Source organism: Streptomyces sp. NPDC045678 (assembly GCF_056432085.1).
This window is the reverse complement of the sequence record NZ_JBWKJS010000001.1, coordinates 1-21,460: the sequence shown is the minus strand read 5'-3', so window position 1 is coordinate 21,460 and position 21,460 is coordinate 1. Positions and strand designations below refer to the sequence as shown.

The 21,460-nt window shown below is 70.4% G+C and carries 17 protein-coding genes and 1 rRNA gene; 8 read left to right on the top strand and 10 right to left on the bottom strand.

The genetic code is table 11. The annotated features are described in order from the left end of the window. Positions 1-2 precede the first annotated feature (2 nt). Positions 3-512: a DUF6912 family protein gene (locus AC07DO_RS00090; RefSeq protein WP_409240430.1), complete on the bottom strand. Its 510-nt coding sequence runs from the start codon at positions 510-512 to the stop codon at positions 3-5. 335 nt (positions 513-847) lie between these two features. Here AC07DO_RS00090 and AC07DO_RS00085 point away from each other — a divergent pair, with 335 nt between their 5' ends. Further along, on the top strand, positions 848-1,381 hold the full coding sequence (locus tag AC07DO_RS00085; RefSeq protein ID WP_479055952.1) for an Rv3235 family protein: 534 nt from the start codon (positions 848-850) through the stop codon (positions 1,379-1,381). 166 nt (positions 1,382-1,547) lie between these two features. Here the strand turns inward: AC07DO_RS00085 and secA are convergent, their stop codons facing one another. Beyond that, positions 1,548-4,403, bottom strand: coding sequence for a preprotein translocase subunit SecA (gene secA / locus AC07DO_RS00080; protein ID WP_479055950.1), 2,856 nt, complete (start codon positions 4,401-4,403; stop codon positions 1,548-1,550). A gap of 236 nt (positions 4,404-4,639) precedes the next feature. Here secA and AC07DO_RS00075 point away from each other — a divergent pair, with 236 nt between their 5' ends. Continuing rightward, positions 4,640-5,248 (top strand): GNAT family N-acetyltransferase, encoded by a 609-nt coding sequence (locus AC07DO_RS00075; RefSeq protein WP_479055948.1) that lies wholly within the window; start codon positions 4,640-4,642, stop codon positions 5,246-5,248. Positions 5,249-5,286: 38 nt separating this feature from the next. Next, positions 5,287-6,450 carry a winged helix-turn-helix domain-containing protein gene (locus AC07DO_RS00070; RefSeq protein ID WP_479055946.1) on the top strand — a complete coding sequence of 388 codons (1,164 nt, stop codon included), beginning with the start codon at positions 5,287-5,289 and terminating at the stop codon, positions 6,448-6,450. Here the strand turns inward: AC07DO_RS00070 and AC07DO_RS00065 are convergent. The 7 genes from AC07DO_RS00065 to mtnA all read right to left on the bottom strand — a co-directional run bounded on the left by AC07DO_RS00065 (position 6,443) and on the right by mtnA (position 15,310). Then, complete coding sequence (locus tag AC07DO_RS00065) at positions 6,443-7,186, bottom strand: response regulator (protein WP_150184407.1); 744 nt, start codon at positions 7,184-7,186, stop codon at positions 6,443-6,445. The two genes, AC07DO_RS00070 and AC07DO_RS00065, sit on opposite strands and share 8 nt — an antisense overlap. Before the next feature lie 198 nt (positions 7,187-7,384). After that, positions 7,385-8,077, bottom strand: a complete 693-nt coding sequence (gene hpf / locus AC07DO_RS00060) for a ribosome hibernation-promoting factor, HPF/YfiA family (protein WP_479055944.1) — start codon at positions 8,075-8,077, stop codon at positions 7,385-7,387. A gap of 316 nt (positions 8,078-8,393) precedes the next feature. Next, the gene (locus AC07DO_RS00055) at positions 8,394-9,239 is read right to left on the bottom strand and encodes a ComF family protein (protein ID WP_479055943.1); all 846 of its coding nucleotides are present in this window, start codon (positions 9,237-9,239) and stop codon (positions 8,394-8,396) included. Positions 9,240-9,502: 263 nt separating this feature from the next. Further along, complete coding sequence (locus AC07DO_RS00050; RefSeq protein WP_479055942.1) at positions 9,503-11,368, bottom strand: LpqB family beta-propeller domain-containing protein; 1,866 nt, start codon at positions 11,366-11,368, stop codon at positions 9,503-9,505. Further along, the gene (gene mtrB / locus AC07DO_RS00045; protein ID WP_479055940.1) at positions 11,358-13,457 is read right to left on the bottom strand and encodes an MtrAB system histidine kinase MtrB; all 2,100 of its coding nucleotides are present in this window, start codon (positions 13,455-13,457) and stop codon (positions 11,358-11,360) included. Before mtrB ends, AC07DO_RS00050 begins: the two co-directional genes overlap by 11 nt. Position 13,458: 1 nt before the next feature. Next, complete coding sequence (mtrA, locus tag AC07DO_RS00040; protein ID WP_189176211.1) at positions 13,459-14,148, bottom strand: two-component system response regulator MtrA; 690 nt, start codon at positions 14,146-14,148, stop codon at positions 13,459-13,461. Between the two features lie 4 nt (positions 14,149-14,152). Beyond that, the gene (gene mtnA, locus AC07DO_RS00035; protein WP_479055939.1) at positions 14,153-15,310 is read right to left on the bottom strand and encodes an S-methyl-5-thioribose-1-phosphate isomerase; all 1,158 of its coding nucleotides are present in this window, start codon (positions 15,308-15,310) and stop codon (positions 14,153-14,155) included. Between the two features lie 140 nt (positions 15,311-15,450). Here mtnA and AC07DO_RS00030 point away from each other — a divergent pair, with 140 nt between their 5' ends. From AC07DO_RS00030 to AC07DO_RS00010, 5 genes are read left to right on the top strand one after another with little or no spacing between them, the layout of a single operon-like run. Continuing rightward, positions 15,451-16,824, top strand: a complete 1,374-nt coding sequence (locus AC07DO_RS00030) for a DUF7847 domain-containing protein (RefSeq protein ID WP_479055938.1) — start codon at positions 15,451-15,453, stop codon at positions 16,822-16,824. 4 nt (positions 16,825-16,828) lie between these two features. After that, entirely contained in the window at positions 16,829-17,554 is a 726-nt protein-coding gene (locus AC07DO_RS00025) for a DUF4129 domain-containing protein (RefSeq protein ID WP_479055937.1), read from the top strand. Then, positions 17,551-18,786 carry a DUF4350 domain-containing protein gene (locus AC07DO_RS00020; protein WP_479055936.1) on the top strand — a complete coding sequence of 412 codons (1,236 nt, stop codon included), beginning with the start codon at positions 17,551-17,553 and terminating at the stop codon, positions 18,784-18,786. The genes AC07DO_RS00025 and AC07DO_RS00020 overlap by 4 nt, the downstream gene beginning before the upstream one ends. Further along, entirely contained in the window at positions 18,783-19,772 is a 990-nt protein-coding gene (locus AC07DO_RS00015) for an AAA family ATPase (protein ID WP_479055934.1), read from the top strand. Before AC07DO_RS00020 ends, AC07DO_RS00015 begins: the two co-directional genes overlap by 4 nt. After that, positions 19,772-21,082 (top strand): DUF58 domain-containing protein, encoded by a 1,311-nt coding sequence (locus tag AC07DO_RS00010; RefSeq protein ID WP_479055933.1) that lies wholly within the window; start codon positions 19,772-19,774, stop codon positions 21,080-21,082. The genes AC07DO_RS00015 and AC07DO_RS00010 overlap by 1 nt, the downstream gene beginning before the upstream one ends. A gap of 111 nt (positions 21,083-21,193) precedes the next feature. Here the strand turns inward: AC07DO_RS00010 and rrf are convergent. Next, positions 21,194-21,310: ribosomal RNA gene (gene rrf, locus AC07DO_RS00005) — 5S ribosomal RNA — on the bottom strand. Positions 21,311-21,460: the final 150 nt, after the last annotated feature.

Sequence of the window (21,460 nt, the reverse complement as noted above, 5' to 3'; positions counted from 1 at the left end):
AACTAGCCCGCGATCAGCCCAGGAATCTCCTGCGTCGCAAACCAGAGCAGCTCATGATCCTCGACCCCGTCCACCACGAACCGCGCATCATCGTCACCCTGATCCGCCGCCCCCAGCGCGGAAGCCGCCGCGGCCACGTCCCCCTCCGCGTCCCCGGAGTCCACGTGCACGGCCGCCGCCTTGGCCAACGGCAGCGCCTCGGCGATCCGCACCTCCCCGAGCGCCCCGCGGTCGAGCCCCCGGTCGGGGTCGGCCACAGCCGCCCCGTCCGGCACGTCCGCCGCCACGACCACCCGCCGCCGCGCCGCCCCCGGATCCCCCGCGATCAGCCGCAACGACGCCGCCGCGGCACGATTCAACGCCGCGTACTCGAGCTCCTCGATGTCGTCCGAGACGTACCACTCCCGCAGCGCGGGGGTCACGGCGTAGGCGACCAGCGGCCCGGGCCCCAGCTCCCCCGCCTCGTGCGCCTCGGCGAGCCGGGGCAGGGTCAGAGGAACGTAGACGCGCATGGCTGACCGCTTTCGTCGGTGTCCGCACGCGGGCGGATCAGATGGCTCGGAAGACCTCCAGGATACGTGCGGGAGTCCCCCATCGAGCTCCCCACCCACACCCCCCAGCCGTCAACTGCGCCCCCACGCCCTCACCCACCCCGCCCCCACGCTCCCAAGCCCGACAACCCCCCGCACCCCCCGGATAGGTGAACCCTCACCCCACCTCCACGCACGCCCCGCGCCCCTTGCCTCCCCACGCCCCGCCCCCGTACAAGGTCCCCAACAAAAAGTTACCCACCGGTACCAGCCACCCCAGCCTTAGCCCCCTCCCCACGACCGAACAAGAGGCACCCATGCGCAAGGTGATGACAAGGCCCCGCCCCCGCCCGACCACAACCCGCCCACCCGGAGGCCGGCCTCCCACCCGAAAGGACTCCCGCACAGGCCCCACCCCCACGCTCACCCCCACCCCCACACCACGCCCCTCCACACCACGCCCCTCCACACCACGGCCCCCCACACCACGGCCCTCCACGCCACCCCGCACGATCCCGGCCCAACCACCCCCACACCCCACGGAGATCTTCGCGGAGCGCCTGGTCCTGGTCCTCAGCGGCCAGCGCCCGATGCACTGGGTGGCCCGCCACATCGCCAACACGGCGTTCGACGAGCTGGCGCGCCTGGCGGAGCTGAGGCCGCTCTGCACGGACGGCCACCGTCCCACGATCCACCGCATCGGCCACTACCAGCCGCACCCCGAGACGTACGAGGTGTTCGCCCGCATCGCGACGGGCCCGAGACTGCGCGCGCTGGCGTTCCGCCTGACGCTGGGAGCGGACCGAAAGTGGCGCTGCACAGCAGTAGAAACAGAACCCCAAAACACCTAGCCACACCTGGCCACACCTGGCCACACAACGAAAGAGAGACCACCCACCGAAAGAGACGCCACCCGCCGAAAGAGAGGCCACCCACCGATAGAGGGACAGCACAACAAAAGAGGGGCCGGACAAAAGTCCAGCCCCTCCGCTCACGTCACAGCGACAGCGAAACCGCCTACTTCTTGCGGCGCCGCCCACCCTTCTGAGCCTTGCGCCGCTCCGCCCGAGTCATCCCGTCCGCCTCGGACCGAACCCCGGAGCCGTCCGTGACGAAGTCGCCCTCGTCGACCCCGCCCTCGGCGTTCGGCGCCTGGAAGTGCAGCCGGTCGGGCCGCTGCGGAGCCTCGAGCCCCTTGGCGTGGATCTCCGGCCGAGAGCCACCCGCCCCCGCACCGGCTCCCGCACCCGCGGGAACCGCGTCCTGGGCGCCGTCCTTCGTCAGCGAGGGAGCGGCGTCGTCGACGGGGACTTCCTCGACCTGCTGCTCGACCTGGACCTCCAGGTTGAACAGGTAGCCGACGGACTCCTCCTTGATGCCTTCCATCATGGCGTTGAACATGTCGAAGCCCTCGCGCTGGTACTCGACCAGCGGGTCCTTCTGCGCCATGGCACGGAGGCCGATGCCCTCCTGGAGGTAGTCCATCTCATACAGATGTTCACGCCACTTACGGTCCAGGACCGAAAGCACGACCCGCCGCTCGAGCTCACGCATGATGTCGGAGCCGAGCTGCGCCTCACGCGCCTCGTACTGCTCGTGGATGTCTTCCTTGATGGACTCGGAGATGAACTCGGCGGTGAGGCCCGCACGGTCGCCCGCGTCCTCCTCGAGCTCCTCCACGGTGACCTTGACGGGGTAGAGCTGCTTGAACGCGCCCCACAGCCGGTCGAGGTCCCACTCCTCCGCGAAGCCCTCCGCGGTCTCCGCGGCGATGTACGCGTCGATGGTGTCGTCCATGAAGTGCGTGATCTGGTCCTGCAGATCCTCGCCCTCCAGGACGCGCCGCCGCTCGCCGTAGATGACCTCGCGCTGCCGGTTGAGGACCTCGTCGTACTTGAGGACGTTCTTACGCGTCTCGAAGTTCTGCTGCTCGACCTGCGACTGCGCCGACGCGATCGCGCGCGTCACCATCTTGTTCTCGATCGGCACGTCGTCCGGCACGTTGGCCATGGACATCACGCGCTCGACCATCTGGGCCTTGAACAGACGCATCAGGTCGTCGCCCAGCGACAGGTAGAACCGCGACTCGCCGGGGTCGCCCTGACGGCCGGAACGACCGCGCAGCTGGTTGTCGATACGACGCGACTCGTGCCGCTCCGTGCCGAGCACGTACAGCCCGCCGAGCTCCTTGACCTCTTCGAACTCCGCCTTGACGGACCGCTCGGCCTTCTCCAGGGCGGCGGGCAGCGCCGCGGCCCACTCCTCGACGTGCTCGACGGGGTCGAGGCCGCGCTGGCGCAGCTCCGCCTCGGCGAGGTCGTCGGGGTTGCCGCCGAGCTTGATGTCGGTGCCTCGTCCGGCCATGTTCGTGGCGACGGTGACGGCGCCCTTGCGGCCGGCCTGGGCGACGATCGTCGCCTCACGGTCGTGCTGCTTCGCGTTCAGCACTTCGTGCTGAATGCCGCGCTTCGACAGCTGCTGGGAGAGGTACTCCGACTTCTCCACGGAGGTGGTGCCGACCAGGATCGGCTGCCCCTTCTCGTGCTTCTCCGCGATGTCGTCGACGACGGCGGCGAACTTCGCGACCTCGGTGCGGTAGATCAGGTCGGACTGGTCGGCGCGGACCATGGGCCGGTTCGTCGGGATCGGCACGACGCCCAGCTTGTAGATCTGGTGGAACTCGGCGGCCTCGGTCATGGCCGTACCGGTCATGCCGGAGAGGCCGCTGTCGTAGCCGTCGCGCTTGTAGAGGCGGAAGAAGTTCTGGAGGGTGATGGTCGCGAGGGTCTGGTTCTCGTCCTTGATGTCCACCCCTTCCTTCGCCTCGATCGCCTGGTGCATGCCCTCGTTGTAGCGGCGGCCGGCGAGGATACGGCCGGTGTGCTCGTCGACGATCATGACTTCGCCGTCGATGACGACGTAGTCCTTGTCCTTCTTGAAGAGTTCCTTCGCCTTGATGGCGTTGTTCAGGTAACCCACCAGCGGCGTGTTCACCGACTCGTACAGGTTGTCGATGCCGAGCCAGTCCTCGACCTTGGCGACACCGGACTCGTGGATGGCGACGGTGCGCTTCTTCTCGTCGACCTCGTAGTCCCCGGTCTCCTCGATGCCCTTGAGCTGGTTACCGGGCTCACCCTTGGTGAGGCGGGTGACCAGCTTGGCGAAGTCGCCGTACCACTTGGTGGCCTGGTCGGCGGGGCCGGAGATGATCAGCGGCGTACGGGCCTCGTCGACGAGGATCGAGTCGACCTCGTCGACGATCGCGAAGTTGTGGCCGCGCTGGACGAGCTCTTCCTGGGACCACGCCATGTTGTCGCGGAGGTAGTCGAAGCCGAACTCGTTGTTCGTGCCGTACGTGATGTCGCAGGCGTACTGCTCGCGGCGCTGGGCCGGCGTCATGTTGGCCAGGATGCAGCCGACCTCGAGGCCCAGGAACTTGTGGACGCGGCCCATCATCTCGGAGTCGCGCTCGGCCAGGTAGTCGTTGACCGTGATCAGGTGGACGCCCTTGCCGGACAGGGCGTTCAGGTACGCCGGCAGGGTGCCGACGAGGGTCTTGCCCTCACCGGTCTTCATCTCGGCCACATAGCCCATGTGCAGCGCGGCGCCGCCCATCATCTGGACGTCGTAGTGCCGCTGGCCGAGGACGCGCTTGGCGGCCTCGCGGACCGTCGCGAAGGCCTCGGGCAGCAGGTCGTCGAGCGTCTCGCCGTCGGCGTAACGCTCCTTGTACTCCTGGGTCAGCGCGCGCAGCTCGGCGTCGGAGAGGCTGACGAAGTCCTCTTCGATGGAGTTGACCTGGTCCGCGATGCGGTGCAGCTTGCGCAGGATCTTGCCTTCGCCTGCACGCATGATCTTCGAGAGGACGGACACGGGGGTTGGTCTCCTTGCCGGTCGGGCCTGGCATGGTCGGTTTTACTCGTCGGGCAACGGCCATCGTATGCGAGGACCGGGCCGCGCCGGGAGGTGTGCCATGAGGTCAACGGACGAGGAGTGCCGAAGGTGCCGGGTTGGGCCCATGAGTGCCTCGTGTGGGGTGCTCGTGCGAGGTGATCACGGAAGCCGGTAAAACGCTGGATCCGGACGCTCCGCCCCAGCAGAATCGATTGATGGAGCCCGTCACTCTCACCACCGAACGTCTGTTCCTCCGCGCCTTCGCGCCCGAGGACACCGACGAGACCTACGCGGCCTGCCAGGACCCGGACATCCAGCGCTGGACGACCATCCCGTCGCCGTACACGCGCGTGGACGCCGACGCCTTCATCAACCGCGTGGTCCCGGACGACTGGCGCGACGACGTGGAGTACACCTTCGCCGTACGCCCCCGGGAGGGCGGTCCGCTGCTCGCCGCCGCCAGCCTGCACCACCCGCGCTCGGGCACCTGGGAGGTCGGCTACTGGACGGCCAAGGAACACCGGGGCCGCGGCTACATGACGGAGGCCGTGCTCGGCCTCGCCCGCTGGGCGTTCACGGAGCTGCGGTGCACCCGCCTGGAGTGGCGTGCCGAGGTCGGCAACGCCGGCTCGCGGGCCGTCGTGGAGAGGGCCGGGTTCACCGTGGAGGGCGTGCACCGCGCGGGCCTGCTCAACAAGGGCACGCTCCGTGACTGCTGGGTGGGTTCGCTGCTCCCCTCGGACATCGGAGTGCGCTCGCCGCACCCGTACCTGCCCGCGAGGGACCTGCCCGCGAGGGCGGGCGGGACCGGCGCGGAGATCTGAGAGGTCGACTGTCAGTGCCTCCCCCTATCGTTCGGACCATGACGAGCCTGCCGAGTCCCGCCATCGACCTCTCCGCCGACGAGGCCCGCCGGATCGCCCTGCGCGCGCAGGGTTTTCTGGGCGCCCCCGACCGCAGGTCCGGCGTGCGGGGCGTCCTGCGCCACCTCGGCGCGGTCCAGCTCGACACGATCTCGGTCCTGGCCCGTTCCCACGAACTCGTTCCGTACGCACGCCTGGGCGCCGTCGGCCGCGACACGGTCGAGTCGGCGTACTGGACGGAGACCCACGCTTTCGAATACTGGTCGCACGCCGCGTGCATCCTCCCCATCGAGGAGTGGCCGCACTTCGCCTTCCGCCGCCGCGCCTACCGCACCCGCCCGCAATGGCACCACGACCTGCCCTCGGGGGCGTACGACCAGGTCATCAAGCAGCTGCGCGCCGAAGGCCCGCTCACCGCGACGGAGTTGGGCGGCGCGAAGAACAAGGGCGAGTGGTGGGACTGGTCCGAGTCGAAGATCGCCGTCGAGCGGGCGCTGATGTACGGCGAGGTGGTGTGCACGGAGCGCCGCTCCTGGAAGCGGGTGTACGACCTGGCGGAGCGTGCCGTCCCGGACGCCCTGCTCCACGACGACCTGGACGACGCGGAGTGCCTGCGCCGTCTGGTCCGCCTGGCGGGCGAGGCGCTGGGAGTCGGCACGCGCGCGGACATCGCGGACTACCACCGCCTCAAGGGCGAGCAGTTCGACGCGGTGGTCGCGGAGTCCGGTCTGGTGCCGGTGACGGTGCAGGGCTGGGACAAGCCGGCCTGGGCGGACCCGAAGGCGCTGGAGACGACGCCGCGCGGCCGCCACCGCACGACGCTGCTCTCCCCCTTCGACTCGCTGATCTGGGAGCGTGCGCGCACGGAGCGGATCTTCGGCTTCACCCACCGCCTGGAGGCGTACGTGCCGAAGCCGAAGCGGATCCACGGCTATTTCGCGATGCCGCTGCTCGCCGGGGGCAGGCTCCTCGGCCGGGTCGACCCTGCGCGCGAGGGCAGCACGCTGGTGGCCAGGCAGGTGTCGCTGGACTCCCCGAAGGCTGTCGCGCCGATGGCGCAGGCGCTGCTGGAAGCGGCGTCCTGGGTGGACTGCGACGCCGTACGGGTGGAGCGTGTCGACCGCCCCGAACTGACGGCCGACCTGGTCCGAGCCCTCACCTGATCTCGAGGATCTTCTCCCGCATCGCGTAGACGACGGCCTCCATCCTGGAGTGCAGCTGCAGCTTCTCCAGGATGTTGCGCACGTGGTTCTTCACGGTGTTCTCGGAGATGAACAACTCCTTGGCGATGTCCCGGTTGTTCATCCCGGTGGCGACGAGCTTCAGCACCTCGAGCTCCCGGTCGGTCAGCCGGGGCGCGGGGACGAGCCGCCGCTCGTCCGTGCGCTGGATCATCGACTTGAACTCGGTGAGCAGCTTGGACGCCATCGAGGGGCTGATCTGCGACTGCCCGTCGGCCACCGCGCGGATCGCCGTGGCCACCTCGTCCGTGGAGATCTCCTTGAGGAGATAACCGGTGGCGCCCGCCTTGATCGCGTCGTACAGGTCGGCTTCCTCGTCGCTGATCGTCAGCATGATGATCTTCGCGCTGGGTGCCACCTCCTTGATGGAGGTGCACGCCTCGATGCCACCGCGCTTCGGCATGCGTACGTCCATGAGCACGATGTCGGGCAGCAGATCCGCGGCCTTGTCCACCGCCTCCGCGCCGTCACCCGCCTCCCCGACGACCTGGATGTCCTCCTCGGCGGCGAGAACGATCTCCAGGCCCCGGCGGAAGAGGGCGTGGTCATCCACCACAAGGACCCTGATGGGCTCCTTGCGTGGGGCGCCCGCATCCGTGCCGATGCCGGTGCCGTCCCCGGCACCCTCGTGACGCATCGGTCCGAAGCTGTCCGCCATCGTTCCTCCCCCATGAAGGCCCGCGGCCTGTTGTGCCTCTGCTGCGCCAACGCCAGGCGGCAGCACACCGGTTGACCGGCTCGCCCATGATTTCATGCCCGGCGCCGGTGCGGTGCGCGCAGTGGGCGCACGGTGGTGCCCCTGGGGGCGCACAGGCGCTCCAGGGGCACCACCACGGTTGTCACGGGGGGCCGGCGGTCAGCCGCCGAGGGCCCCGCCTCCGCCACCCGACTCGGCCTTGGCGACCATGGGGTCGGTGTTCAGGCGGATGACGCCGTAGTCGTACGCGTGCCGTCGGTAGACGACGCTGGGTTCCTTGGACTCGGAGTCGACGAACAAGTAGAAGTCGTGTCCGACCAGCTCCATTTCGTAGAGCGCCTGGTCGAGCGACATGGGGGCCGCGACGTGTGTCTTCTCGCGGACCACGAGGGGGCCTTCGCCCTGAATCTCGAGGGTGCCGATCCTCTTGACCGGAACGCCGTCCGGCTCTTCGTCACGTGCGAGGGATCCGTCCCCGTTGAAGGACGCCGCTTCCGGGACGCGCTCGGCGACTTCGGCGGCCGAAAGCCTGCCGTTGCCACGCCGGTTGTGGCGCTTCTCGTGCTGCTTGCGCAGTCGCGCGTCGAGCTTGGCGGTGGCCAGGTCGAGCGCCGCGTAGGGATCGGCTGCCGAGGCCTCCGCGCGGATCACGGGTCCGCGCCCGCGGAGAGTGATCTCCACTCGGTCGGAACGGTCGGCCTGTCGCGGGTTGGTTTCCTTGGACACCTCGACGTCGAGGCTGATCACCTTGCCGTCGAGCTTCTGGATCTTGTCCAGCTTCAGCTTCTCGGCCACGTGCTTGCGGAACCGCTCGGGCACCTCGGTCTTGCGGCCCTTGACGACGATGTCCACGCAGAACTCCGTTCCCGGATCGCCCCGCTTCGGCTGCGGAGCATCTCCCTTTTGCACCAGGCTCCGGTGACTCCCGGAGCCTCGGACTCGGTGACGTCCACCTCCTCCTCCCCCGTGGGCGAGATCTCCACCCCACCGGCCCGGGTGATTGCGGAAAACCCGCGGACCGGCATTCCGATATACGAGGTCCGGCGTCCGCCTTTCCTCATACAACCGAACATATCTCGCCTGGGCGGATGTCGTCACCCTCTACTGACGCATACCTCCATTCAGGTGTATCCACCCTCTCACTACCTGCAACGATGCAAGTTCCCAATCAGTTCCGGTTTATTTCGAAAGAATCCGGTGGAGCAGCGACAACGGCCGCACCGATCGCGTTCCCGTGGCTCAATACGGTCCTCCGCATGACCCCCGTTACGGGATCTCGCACGTCCTCCGCTCCCGTGTTCTTTTCCATGCGTAGGGCACGTAATGCACGGGCGGCCTCCGCCAAAGAGGCACCGGTGGTCATCAGGTCGTCCACGACCACACAGCGGCCACCACCTCCCAGCAACCGTCCGCCGTCGGCGGTCACCTCCAGGGCGCCCGCCAGATTGGCCTGCCGCTGCCGGGAGTCGAGCCCCGACTGGTCGGCCACCGCGCGCCGTTGACGCAGCACCGCGAGCACCCGCGCCGGGACACCTGCCCGCCGCAGCTCACCCGCCGCGGCGAACGCGATCCGCCGCACCGGGTCGTGCCCGCGGGCCCGCACAGCGGCCCGCGACGAGGGCACAGGCACGAGCGACACCGGCATCACACGCCCCTGTGGGCCATCCTGTGTGCCGCCTACCCCACTTGGCGCCCCCGTATCACCCGGAGCCCGGGTTTCGCCCCGCAGACCGGCACACACGGCTCCGGCCAGCGCCACGCCGAGCGGCCCGGCGAGCCCGAGGGAGCCGCGTTCCTTGTGCGCGAGCAGCACGGACCGCCCCGCGTCCTCGTACGGCACGGCCGCGAACACCACCGGCAGCCCCGGCGGCGCCGGATCCGGCCGCACCCGGCGCGGCACCGCCCCGCACAGAGCGGCACGGCACTCGGCGCACAGAGCCGCGCGAGGCCTCCCACAGCCTCCGCACTCGGTCGGCAACACCAGGTCGGTGAGGTCCTGCCACCACCCCCGCATGACCCCACTGTGCCAAGGGCGGGACGGCGCGACCACCCCTGTGGATAACCACCTGTGGACAACCGACGGAGCACGCCGGACCCGCCCCGGGAGGGAGTCGAGCACGCCGGCCCACCCAGAACCGAACACCGCCGAGACGGGCCGCTGAGACGGGCCCGCTCACCCGGGACAGCCCGACTCACGCCGTGCAGACGCGCACCCCGGACAGACGCGCACCCCACCCGGGCTCAACCCGGACAGACACGCACCCCGGGCAGCCCGGCTCACCCCGGATAGACCGGCGCCAGCCCTTCCTTCACGACCGTCTGCCACTGCGAACCCGTCGGCAGCCGCACGATCCCGTCGTCCGAGTGCGCCACCAACGGCTGCCGCTCGTCCTCGGACGCCGCGATCTCCCTGACTCCGGTCAGACCGGGCAGCGCGGTGCCCGACCTCACGGATCCGTCGCACTGGACGTACCGGATCTGCTGGACCCCGCCGGTCTCCCGCCCGACCACCACGAGCCGGCTGCCGCCCGCCCACGACATGGCCGTGACCTCTTCCATCTGGGGCGCCGCGGGAGTCGGGTCGAGGACGGAGATCTCGGGGCGCTCCCCCTTGCGCGTGTCACGGTCCGCACGGCCGATCCACAGGGACGTCTTGTGGTCCTTCTCCACGAGGAAGGCGATCCGCACGCCGTCGGCCGACACCCGCACCTCGCGGATGTGCCCGTCCAGAGCGGGAACCTCGACCTCGACCGGATCGCCCGAGCCCTGTTCGAGCCAGAGCAGCCGGGGCCGCTTCGGGTCCCGGTCGGCCACCCACAGGTTGCCCCTGCCGTCCCAACTCGGCGTGGAGAGACGGTCCTTCTCCGACTTCGCCTTGCTGCGCAGCCGCACCTTGCCGAGCGTGTCGTCGGCGAGCAGCGACCCCGTGTACAGCGACTTGCCATCGAGGGACACCCCGGCCGCACGCTGCTCGTCACGCGAGACCGCGGCCGAGCGCAGCGGCTGGTCACCCGTGCCGAGGGCACCCGTGACCGGCTCGGGGTCGACCGAGCCCCCCGCGTTGGCCGACATCCGCACCAGCCGGTGCTTCTCGTCGACGAAGTACTGGTAGCCGGGCCGGTCCGTGCTGGGGTGGGCCGCGACGGTCGCGGCACGCTCCTGACTCAGCACACAGAGCATCGAGCCGTTGGAACGCTGCAACGTCACCTGCTCGACTCCCGAAGGCGTCAAGTCCCGCAGGGTGAAGAGCAGCTGAGCCGCCATCTCCTTGCACTTCGTCTGACCGGTGCCGTCCGACCGACTGTTCAGCTGCACGGTCAGCCGGTTCTGGTCGTCCATCGTCAGCGACTTGTCGGGGTCCTTGAGCTCCGTACCGCTACGGAAACTCGAAAGCACCACCGGCCGCAGCCAGTTCGTCGGCCCTTCCAGGAGCGTCTTCACCGTCTGCGTCAACGGGTCGATGCGCTGGCGGATGTACACGGGGTCCGCGACGAGCCCCGTCCTGCCGCTCACACCCGCCCCACTGGGCCCCGCGAAGTAGTACTTGTTGACGGACCGGTAGATCCGCAGGAAATCCGACTCCCCGAGCACCACGCCCGGCGGCGGCTTGTCGATCCGCCACTCGTTCCCGCCCGGCCCGCCACTCTGGCTCAGGTGCACGGACTGCGTGTACGCCGCGTCCTCCGGCCGGTACGCGTGCTGGGCGTCGACCCGCGCGACCTGCCGGCCGGTCAGGGAGTACCGACGGCTGCCGTCGCCCTCGTTGCCCGCGTTCCCCGCGTCCGTGTTCGGACCGTCGGCGAGCACCGTCGTGGACTCCTCCGGGTCCCACTCCCGCGACGCCTTCTTCGTCAGATACTTGCGCGCCATCGCGAACTGCGGATCATCGCTGGTCAGAGCCTCAAGGAAGCCCTGCACGATCTCTATGGGCCGGGCGCCCTCGCGCGGCGGCATCGCGTAGACACGGACCTGCGACTGCGAGTCCGGGCGCTGCGAGGCGTCGACGGACTTCAGGTTCCCGCTGTCCGGCATCGAGGCACAGCCCGCCAGGAGCGCCCCGCAGCTGCCCAGCACGAGCCCGGTGCGCAGCGAACGTCCGCGGCCCGCACGGCGGCCGCGCCGCCCGTCGTGGTCAGCGCCCACGCCTGTTCCCCTCTTCCCTGCCCGGGCCCACAGCCGGCCCCGACTCCTCGGCGCCGTCCGCACGCGACCCGTTCACCCCACCCGGCTCCCCGGCCGGCTCGCCGTCCACCGGCCGACGCGGCACGACCCTCGACCCGTTGCCGGGCAGCGCCGTCGGGTCGACGGGTCCCGCGTGCAGCAGCCGCGGAGGTATGGGCCCCTTCGCCGGCACGGGCGGCGGCACCCTCTCGGACGCCGTCGCGGCCGCCTGCGCGGGAACCGTGGCCAGCTTGCCCGCGCCCTCGGTGGGCAGCCCCGTGTCGTTCAGACCGCGGCGCCTGCGGGAGTCGTCGGGCTCCAGCGGTATCGGCGAACCCCGCAGCGGCTCGTCCGCCGTCCTCGGCAACGTGAGCCTGAACTGCGAACCCCCGCCCGGCTCGCCCCACGCCTGCAACCAGCCGCCGTGCAGTCGCGCGTCCTCCAGGGCGATGGACAGCCCGAGCCCCGTACCACCGGTGGTACGCGCGCGTGCCGGGTCCGCCCGCCAGAAGCGGCTGAACACCCGCGTCGCCTCGCCGGGCTTCAGGCCCACTCCGTAGTCCCGCACCGCGACGGCGACCGCGCCGCCCGCGGCGGCGAGCCGCACCACGACGTCCTTGCCCTCGCCGTGCTCCACGGCGTTGACGACGAGGTTGCGCAGCACCCGCTCCACACGCCGCGCGTCGGCCTCGGCGACCACGGGCTGCTGGTCCCCCACGACCCGTATGTGCGTGCCCTTGCGCTCGGCGAGCATCTCCGCACCGCCGACCACCCGGCGCACGACCTCACGGAGGTCTATCGGCTCGGCCTCGAGCGCGGCCGCCCCCGCGTCGAACCTGCTGATCTCCAGCAGATCGGCGAGCAGCGACTCGAACCGGTCCAGCTGATCGGCGAGCAGCTCGGCCGACCGCGCGGTCACCGGATCGAAGTCGACCCGCGCCTCGTGAATGACATCGGCGGCCATCCGGACCGTCGTCAACGGCGTCCGTAGCTCGTGCGACACGTCGGACACGAACCGCCGCTGCATCCGCGACAGCTCTTCCAGCTGCTGGATCTTCAGCTGAAGGTTCTGCGCCATCTTGTTGAAGGCCTCACCGAGCCGTGCGATGTCGTCCTCTCCGGTGACCTTCATACGTTCCTGAAGGCGCCCGGCGGAGAGCCGCTCGGCGATGCCCGCGGCCATCCGGACCGGCGTGACGACCTGGCGCACCACCAGCCAGGCGATGGCCCCGAGGAGCACCACGACGAACAGCCCCGCAGTCGCGAGGGTCGTCCTCACCAGGTTCAGCGACTCCTCCTCCTGCGTCAGCGGAAAGAGGTAGTACAGCTGGTACGGATCGCCGTTGAGGTCGTTGAGGCGCTTGCCGATCACCAGGCCCGACTGCGGCTCCCGGCCGTCGTCGTAGATGACCCGCGTATTGGCCTGGTAGACACCCGTGCCGTTGTCGACCTGGCGGCGCAGCTCCTCCGGCACGCTCAGGATCGGCTCCACACCGCCCGAGGCACGCGAGCCCCGCACGCTCCCGGAGTCGCCCGCGGAAGTCGGGCTCAGCGTCACGACGGCGAAGGCGTTCTGCCCACCGCTGGAAAGCTGCTCGACGAGGTCCGACATCCACAAGGCGGCGTTGCGCCCGTCCGCCGTACTGCCGTCCTGGCCCTGCCCCTGACCCTGACCCGCGCTCTGCCGCGCGGCGTTCACACTGTCCTGCGCGGCCCTGAAACCACCGTCGGCCTGGCTCTGCGAAGCCTTCACCTTGGCCTTGAGCAGGCCGTTGTTCACCGAGCTCATGACGGCGAAACCGAGCATGAGCACCACGCCGAGCGACATCAGCAAGGTCGTCGCGACGACCTTCAGCTGGATGTTGCGCCGCCACAGCCGCACCGCGGGCAGCAGGGGACGGCGCACCCAGCGCACGAAGAGCCGGAGCACAGGACTGCCCTGCACCCCGCCCTGCAGCAGCAACCCGCCGTCGACGAGCCGCCCAAACCCGGACGAGCGTCGCCCCGGTCCAGTCCGCCCCGAGCGAGCCCCCGAACCCCCGGGAGTCGTGGGAGAACTGTCCCGGGACATGTCAGCTCGGTCCGGCCTTGTAACCGACACCACGGACGGTCACCACGATCTCCGGCCGCTCAGGATCCCGCTCGACCTTGGACCGCAGCCGCTGGACGTGCACGTTCACCAGCCGGGTGTCCGCCGCGTGCCGGTAGCCCCAGACCTGCTCGAGCAGCACCTCACGCGTGAACACCTGCCACGGCTTGCGTGCCAGCGCCACCAGCAGGTCGAACTCCAACGGCGTCAACGCGATCGACTGCCCGTCCCGCTTCACGGAGTGCCCCGCCACATCGATGACCAGGTCACCGATGGCCAGCTGCTCGGGAGCAGGCTCCTCCGACCTCCGCAGCCGCGCCCGGATCCGGGCCACGAGCTCCTTCGGCTTGAACGGCTTGACGATGTAGTCATCCGCCCCCGACTCCAGACCGACCACCACGTCAACGGTGTCGCTCTTGGCCGTGAGCATCACGATCGGCACTCCGGACTCCGCCCTGATCAGGCGGCACACCTCGATGCCGTCACGCCCCGGCAGCATCAAGTCGAGCAGCACAAGATCAGGCTTGGCCTCCCGAAAAGCGGCCAGCGCCTTGTCGCCATCAGCTACGAACGACGGCTCAAAACCTTCACCACGCAGCACAATCCCGAGCATCTCGGCCAGTGCGGTGTCGTCGTCGACGACAAGGACTCGTCCCTTCATGCCTGACATCATCCCATTAGCTAATCGTTACCTGGCGTGACCTGGCACACAGCTCGGCAAGGCCCTCTGCTGTCACAGGTGACAGAACGCCCTCTTCGGTGACGATCGCCGTCACCAACTCCGGTGGTGTCACATCGAACGCAGGGTTGTACGCCTGCGTTCCCAGGGGCGCCACCGGTATCCCGCCCCCCGCTTCCATCCCGATCACCGGCACGTACGGCGCCGTGACCTCCGTCACTTCATGCCCACCCCGCTGCTCCACCTCGATGGCCGCCCCGTCCGGGGTGCCCAGGTCCACGGTCGTCACCGGCGCCACCACGATGAACGGCACATGGTGATATCGCGCCAGCACGGCGAGCGGATAGCTCCCCACCTTGTTCGCCACCGAACCGTCGGCCGCGATGCGGTCGGCACCGATCAGCACGGCATCCACCTCTCCCGCCGCGAACAGCGAACCCGCCGCGTTGTCCGTGAGCAAGGTGTACGCCATTCCGTTCCGCGCCGCCTCATATGCGGTGAGCCTCGCCCCCTGAAGCAGCGGTCGCGTCTCGTCCACCCACAGCCTGCGCAGACTCCCCTCCCGGTGCGCCTTGAGCGCCACCGCGAACGCCGTGCCCTCCCCTCCGGAGACCAGCGCCCCCGTGTTGCAGTGCGTCAGGATCCGATGCCCGCCACCGGGCAGCAGCTCGTCGAGCAGCGCCAGCCCGTGCGCCGCCATCCTGGTGCTCGCCTCGGCGTCCTCGGCGTGCAGCGCCCGCGCCGCCTCGAGCGCGGCCCCCGCCGCCCGCCGCGGATCGGCACCGCCCGCCACCGCGGTGCGGTACGCGGCCTGGGCCCGGCGCGCCCCGTAGGCAAGGTTGACCGCGGTGGGCCGCGCCCCCGCCAGCGAGTCCGCCGCCTCGTCCACGTCGAAACCCCGGGCCGCGGCCAGCGCGACGCCGTACGCCCCCGCGATGCCCAGGAGCGGTGCCCCTCGCACCGAGAGCCTCCGGATCGCGTCCACCAGAGCCGGTGCGTCGGTGCACACCAGCTCGCTCTCCTCGCCCGGCAGCCTGGTCTGGTCGAGGAGGACCAGGACGGGGCCTTCGGGTGGGTCGTCCCAGCGGATCGCGGGAACCGCGGGGATCTCTGTCGGCCGTTTGTCCTCGCTGGATTGCGCGTACTGATCAGCCATCCGCCCAGTCTGCCCCGTACCCGGCGGACAATTGAAGGTGTCCAGCCACTACGGCGGCCGGTCACCTCGCGGGCACCCCGTGGCACGATGGCTGGCAACCTGCCGCCGCACCCGCGGACGGGCACCTTGAAGGAGCGACGATGAACGACACTCCGGGCTGGGCCTCGCCCGGATCTGCCCCCTCCGAAGGATCCGAAGGACAGGACTCCGGCAAGCCGGACGCCACCGGTCCCGCGGACACCGAGCCCGGCAGCGCCGGGACCGGGGACGCCGGCCGACAGGACGGCCCGTCCAAGTGGTCCAAGGAGCAGCCGCCGCCCGCCCAGTGGTCCCCGCCCAGCGAGCCGGTCCCGGGCCAGACACCGCCTCCGCCGCCCCCTCCGCCCGGCCAGGGCGGCGGCTGGGGCTGGGGCGGCCCGCCCCCCGGCCCCGGAGGCCCCACGGGTCCCGGCGGCCCGGGCGCTCCGGGAGGCCCCGGTGGTCCGGGCGGCTACCGCGGCTGGGGAGCCTGGCAGGGCCCCCCGCCCGCCGCGAAGCCCGGCGTCATCCCGCTCCGCCCGCTCGGCGTCGGCGAGATCCTCGACGGCGCGGTGTCGACCATGCGCGCCCACTGGCGCACGGTGCTCGGCATCTCCCTGTCCGTGGCGGTGCTCACGGAGATCGTCGTCGTCCTCCTGCAGGGCCTCGTCCTCAACGAGTCCGTCGACACCGAAGCCCTCGACGACCCGAGCGCGACCGTCGGCGAACTGACCCGCGCCCTGGGCGACACGATGCTCAGCTCCGGAGTGGTCCTCCTCGTCACCCTGCTCGGCACGATCGTCGCGACAGCCCTGCTCACGATGGTCACCAGCCGCGCGGTGCTCGGTAAGTCGGTGACCATCGCCGAGGCCTGGCAGGACTCCCGCCCGCAACTGGCCAAGCTCTTCGGCCTGACTCTGCTCATCCCGCTCATCGGCGTCGCCATCGTCGCCGTCGGCACCCTGCCCGGCCTGCTGATCGCCCTGGCCGGCGCGTCCGAGGCCGGAGCCAGCCTCGCCGTACTCGGCGGTCTCGGCGCGGGCGTGGCCGCCCTGTGGATGGTGGTCCGGCTCTCCCTCGCCTCCCCGGCCCTCATGCTGGAGAAGCAGGGCATCAAGAAGTCCCTCACCCGCTCCGCCAAACTGGTCCGCGGCTCCTGGTGGCGGGTCTTCGGCATCCAGCTGCTCGCGGCGATCATCGCCAACGTCGTGGCGTCGATCATCGTCATCCCGTTCACGTTCATCGCCGGCGCGGTCAGCGGCGACGGCGTCACCGGTTTCCTCGACAGCACCGGCGAGCTCGGCTGGACGTTCCTGATCGTCAGCGGCGTCGGCTCCATCATCGGCTCCATGCTGACGTTCCCGATCACGGCCGGAGTCACCGTGCTCCTCTACATCGACCAGCGGATCCGCCGCGAGGCCCTCGACCTCGAACTCGCCCGCGCCGCCGGCCTCCCCGGCCACGGCCCCACCCCTCCCGGCGCCTCGGGGAGCTGATGCGGTGACCGCGGCGGGAACAGTACTCAGAGAGCTCGGCGCGGCACCGCTCCTGCCGCGCACCGGCGACGAGCCACCGGTGACGATCCCGCGCGACCCCGCGCGGGAGGCCGCCGAACGCGAACTGTCCAAACCGATGTACCACGAGAACGACCCCAGCCTCTTCGAGCGCGCCCTGAACCGCTTCTGGGGCTGGGTCGACGACCTGTTCTCCGCCGCCTCGGGGGCCACCCCGGGCGGCGCGCTGGGCCTCCTGGTCATCGTCCTGGCCGTACTGCTCCTGACCGCCGCCCTGTGGTGGCGCCTCGGCTCCCCCCGCCGTGCCGCCACGTCGGCCCCGGCCCTCTTCGACGACCGCCCCCGCAGCGCAGCGGAACACCGCGCCGCCTCCGAGGCCCATGCCGCCCGGGCCCACTGGAACCAGGCCGTCCAGGAACGCATGCGCGCCGTCGTCCGCGCCTTGGAGGAACGCGCACTCCTGGACCCCCGCCCGGGCCGCACCGCGGACGAAGCCGCGGCGGAAGCGGGCCGCACCCTCCCCTCCCACAGCGACCGGCTCAGCGCAGCCGCCCGCGCGTTCGACGACGTCACATACGGCGGCCGCACCGCCGACGAACCGGCATACCTCCGCCTCGCCGAACTCGACCGCGACCTGGAGAACACCAAACCGGTCCTGACCAGCACCGCCCACACCACACCGAGCAACAGCTCCCAGGGGGCCGCCGAATGACCGGCCCCGCCCCACGAACCGCCACGGAACAAGCGACAGGCACTCCACCCCCCGCCGCGTCGACCTCGGTCTCCCCCACACCCCGCCAGCTCTGGACCCGCTCTCGAGGCATCGTCCTCGCCCTGGTCATCCTGCTGGCGACAGCCGTCGTCATCGCCGCGGTCCGCTCCGGCACCGAGCACGGCCGCCTCGATCCCCGCTCCGCCGACTCCCGCGGAAGCCGGGCCGTCGCCGAACTGCTCGCCGACCGGGGGGTGTCCACCCGCGTGGTCACCAGCACCGAAGAGGCCCGCTCCGCGACCGGCCCCGACACGACCCTCCTCGTCGCCAACCCCGACGTACTCACCGAACGCCAGCGCTCCCGCCTCCACGCGGCCACCGAGGACGCAGGCGGTCGCACCGTCCTCGTCGCCCCGAGCGCCCGCTCCATCGGCGCCCTGGCCCCCGGGGTCACCGCGAACGGCGCGACCAGCGCCGACTCCACGCTCTCCCCCGGCTGTTCCCTCCCGGCCGCCCGCCGCGCGGGTCCCGCCGACATGGGCGGAATCCGCTACGACACCCTCGCCCCTGACGCCGAGGCCTGCTACCTCAGCGATGGTCTGCCCAGCCTGCTGCATCTCCCCGCCCCCCACGGAAAGGGCGACACCGTCGTCCTCGGCGCCCCCGACATCCTCTACAACGACCGCCTCGACCAGCAGGGCAACGCCTCGCTAGCCCTGCAACTCCTCGGTTCCCGACCCCACTTGGTCTGGTACCTCCCCTCCCTCTCCGACGACCGGGCAGCCACCGGATCCGAACGCCGCGGCTTCTTCGACCTGATTCCGTCCGGCTGGCTCTGGGGCGTCCTGCAACTCGCCATCGCCGCGGCTCTCGCCGCCCTGTGGCGCGCCCGCCGCTTCGGCCCCCTCGTCGCCGAACGCCTCCCTGTCGTCATCCGCGCCTCCGAGGCAGTCGAGGGACGCGCCCGCCTGTACCGCAAGGTGAACGCCCGCGACCGCGCAGCCGCCGCCCTACGTACCGCCTCCCGCACCCGTCTCGCCTCCCTCGTCGGCGTACCCCCCACCCAGGCACACGCGCCCGAGACCCTGCTCCCCGCGCTCTCCTCCCGCCTGCGCGCCCCCGGCCAAGACCTGCACCCCCTCCTCTTCGGACCGCCACCCGGCAACGACGCAGCACTCATCGACCTCGCCGACCAACTCGACGCCCTCGAAAGAGAGGTACGCCACTCATGATGGACCCGACCACTGACACCGGGCCCACCGGAGCTTCCCGCAGCCCACGCGCTTCCCTCGAAGCCCTGCGCGCCGAGATCTCCAAGGCCGTGGTCGGCCAGGACCCCGCCGTCACCGGACTCGTCGTCGCCCTGCTCTGCCGTGGCCATGTCCTACTAGAAGGAGTCCCTGGGGTGGCCAAAACGTTGCTCGTGCGCGCCCTCGCATCGAGCCTCGAACTGGAGACCAAGCGCGTCCAGTTCACCCCGGACCTCATGCCGAGCGACGTCACGGGCTCCCTCGTCTACGACGCCCGCACCACCGAGTTCTCCTTCCAGCCCGGCCCGGTCTTCACCAACCTCCTGCTGGCCGACGAAATCAACCGCACCCCGCCGAAGACCCAGTCCTCGCTCCTCGAAGCGATGGAAGAACGCCAGGTCACCGTCGACGGCACACCGCGCCCGCTCCCCGAGCCCTTCCTCGTCGCGGCCACCCAGAACCCGGTCGAGTACGAGGGCACATACCCCCTCCCCGAAGCCCAACTGGACCGCTTCCTCCTCAAGCTGACGGTCCCTCTCCCCTCCCGCCAGGACGAGATCGACGTCCTCACCCGGCACGCGGAAGGCTTCAATCCGCGCGACCTGCGCGCCGCCGGCGTACGCCCCGTGGCGGGCGCCGCCGACTTGGAGGCCGCCCGCGCCGACATCGCGAAAACGTCCATCTCCCCCGAGATCACCGCGTACGTCGTGGACGTCTGCCGCGCCACCCGGGAGTCCCCTTCCCTCACTCTCGGCGTCTCCCCCCGAGGCGCCACGGCCCTGCTTTCCACGGCCCGCGCATGGGCCTGGCTCACCGGCCGCGACTACGTCATCCCCGACGACGTCAAAGCCCTCGCCCTCCCCACTCTCCGCCACCGGATCCAGCTCCGCCCGGAAGCAGAGATGGAGGGCGTCACCACCGACTCCGTCATCAAGGCGATCCTCGCCCACGTCCCGGTCCCCCGCTGATGGCCCTCACCGGACGCGCCGCACTCCTGGCGGCCCTCGGCACGCTCCCCGTCGGCCTCTGGGGCCCCGGCTGGACCGGCATCCTCGCCGTGAACGCCCCACTGGCCCTGGCCTGCGCCTGCGACTTCGCCCTGGCCACCCCGGTACGCCGCCTCGGCCTGACCCGCTCCGGCGATACGTCGGTACGTCTGGGCGAGACCGCAGACGTCGACCTCACGGTCACCAACCCCTCGGGCCGCACCTTGCGCGCCGACCTGCGCGACGCCTGGCCCCCGAGCACTTGGCGGCCCGGAACAGAGGTCACGGCATCACGTCACCGCCTGGCCATCCCTCCGGGCGAACGACGCCGCCTCACGACACGCCTGCAGCCGACCCGCCGGGGCGACCACGAGGCCGACCGCGTAACGGTCCGCTCGTACGGTCCCCTGGGCCTCTTCACCCGCCAGGGCAGCCACAGAGTCCCCTGGTCCTTGCGTGTCCTGCCGCCCTTCGCCAGCCGGAAGCATCTCCCTTCCAAACTGGCCCGCCTCCGCGAACTCGACGGCCGCACCAGCGTGCTGACGCGCGGCCAGGGCACAGAATTCGACAGCCTCCGCGAATACGTTCCCGGTGACGACACCCGCTCCATCGACTGGCGCGCCACCGCCCGGCATTCCAACGTCGCGGTCCGCACCTGGCGCCCGGAACGCGACCGTCACATCCTCATCGTCCTCGACACCGGCCGTACGTCGGCCGGCCGCGTGGGCGATGCCCCACGCCTGGACGCTTCCATGGACGCGGCCCTGCTCCTCGCAGCTCTCGCTTCCCGCGCCGGCGACCGCGTGGACCTCCTCGCCTACGACCGCCGAGTACGCGCCCTGGTCCAGGGCCGCTCCGCCGGAGACGTACTTCCCTCCTTGGTCAACGCCCTGGCGACGCTGGAGCCGGAACTCGTCGAAACAGACGCCCGAAGCCTGACCTCGACAGCTCTCCGCACCGCCCCGCGGGCTTCTTTGATCGTGCTGCTCACCGGCCTCGACACGGCCCCCATCGAGGAGGGCCTGCTCCCTGTCCTGTCCCGCCTGACAAAGCGCCACAAGGTCGTGGTGGCCTCGGTCGCCGATCCTCACATCGAGGAAATGGCGGCCGCACGCGGAACGGCGGAAGCGGTCTACGACGCAGCATCAGCCGCCCAGGCCCGGTCGGAACGCCACCGCACGGCAGACCAACTCAGGAACCGGGGCGTCACAGTAGTAGACGCCACTCCCCAAACTCTGGCCCCTGCCCTGGCTGACGCGTATTTGACCCTGAAATCAGCGGGCCGCCTGTAGGAAAGTAAATGAAAGCCCAGCACACTTCAGCGTAAAGAGGCGCCGCACGGAAATCCCCCTGGAACGCAGAAAACCCCCGCACCAAAGGGTGCGGGGGTTTTCCCAAAAAAAGTTCGGCGGCGTCCTACTCTCCCACAGGGTCCCCCCTGCAGTACCATCGGCGCTGTGAGGCTTAGCTTCCGGGTTCGGAATGTAACCGGGCGTTTCCCTCACGCTATGACCACCGAAACACTATGAAACTGTCAACCGCACCACACCGTGACCTGGCATGGGGTTGTTCGTGGTTTCAGAACCAACACAGTGGACGCGAGCAACTGAGGACAAGCCCTCGGCCTATTAGTACCAGTCACCTCCACCCGTTACCGGGCTTCCAGATCT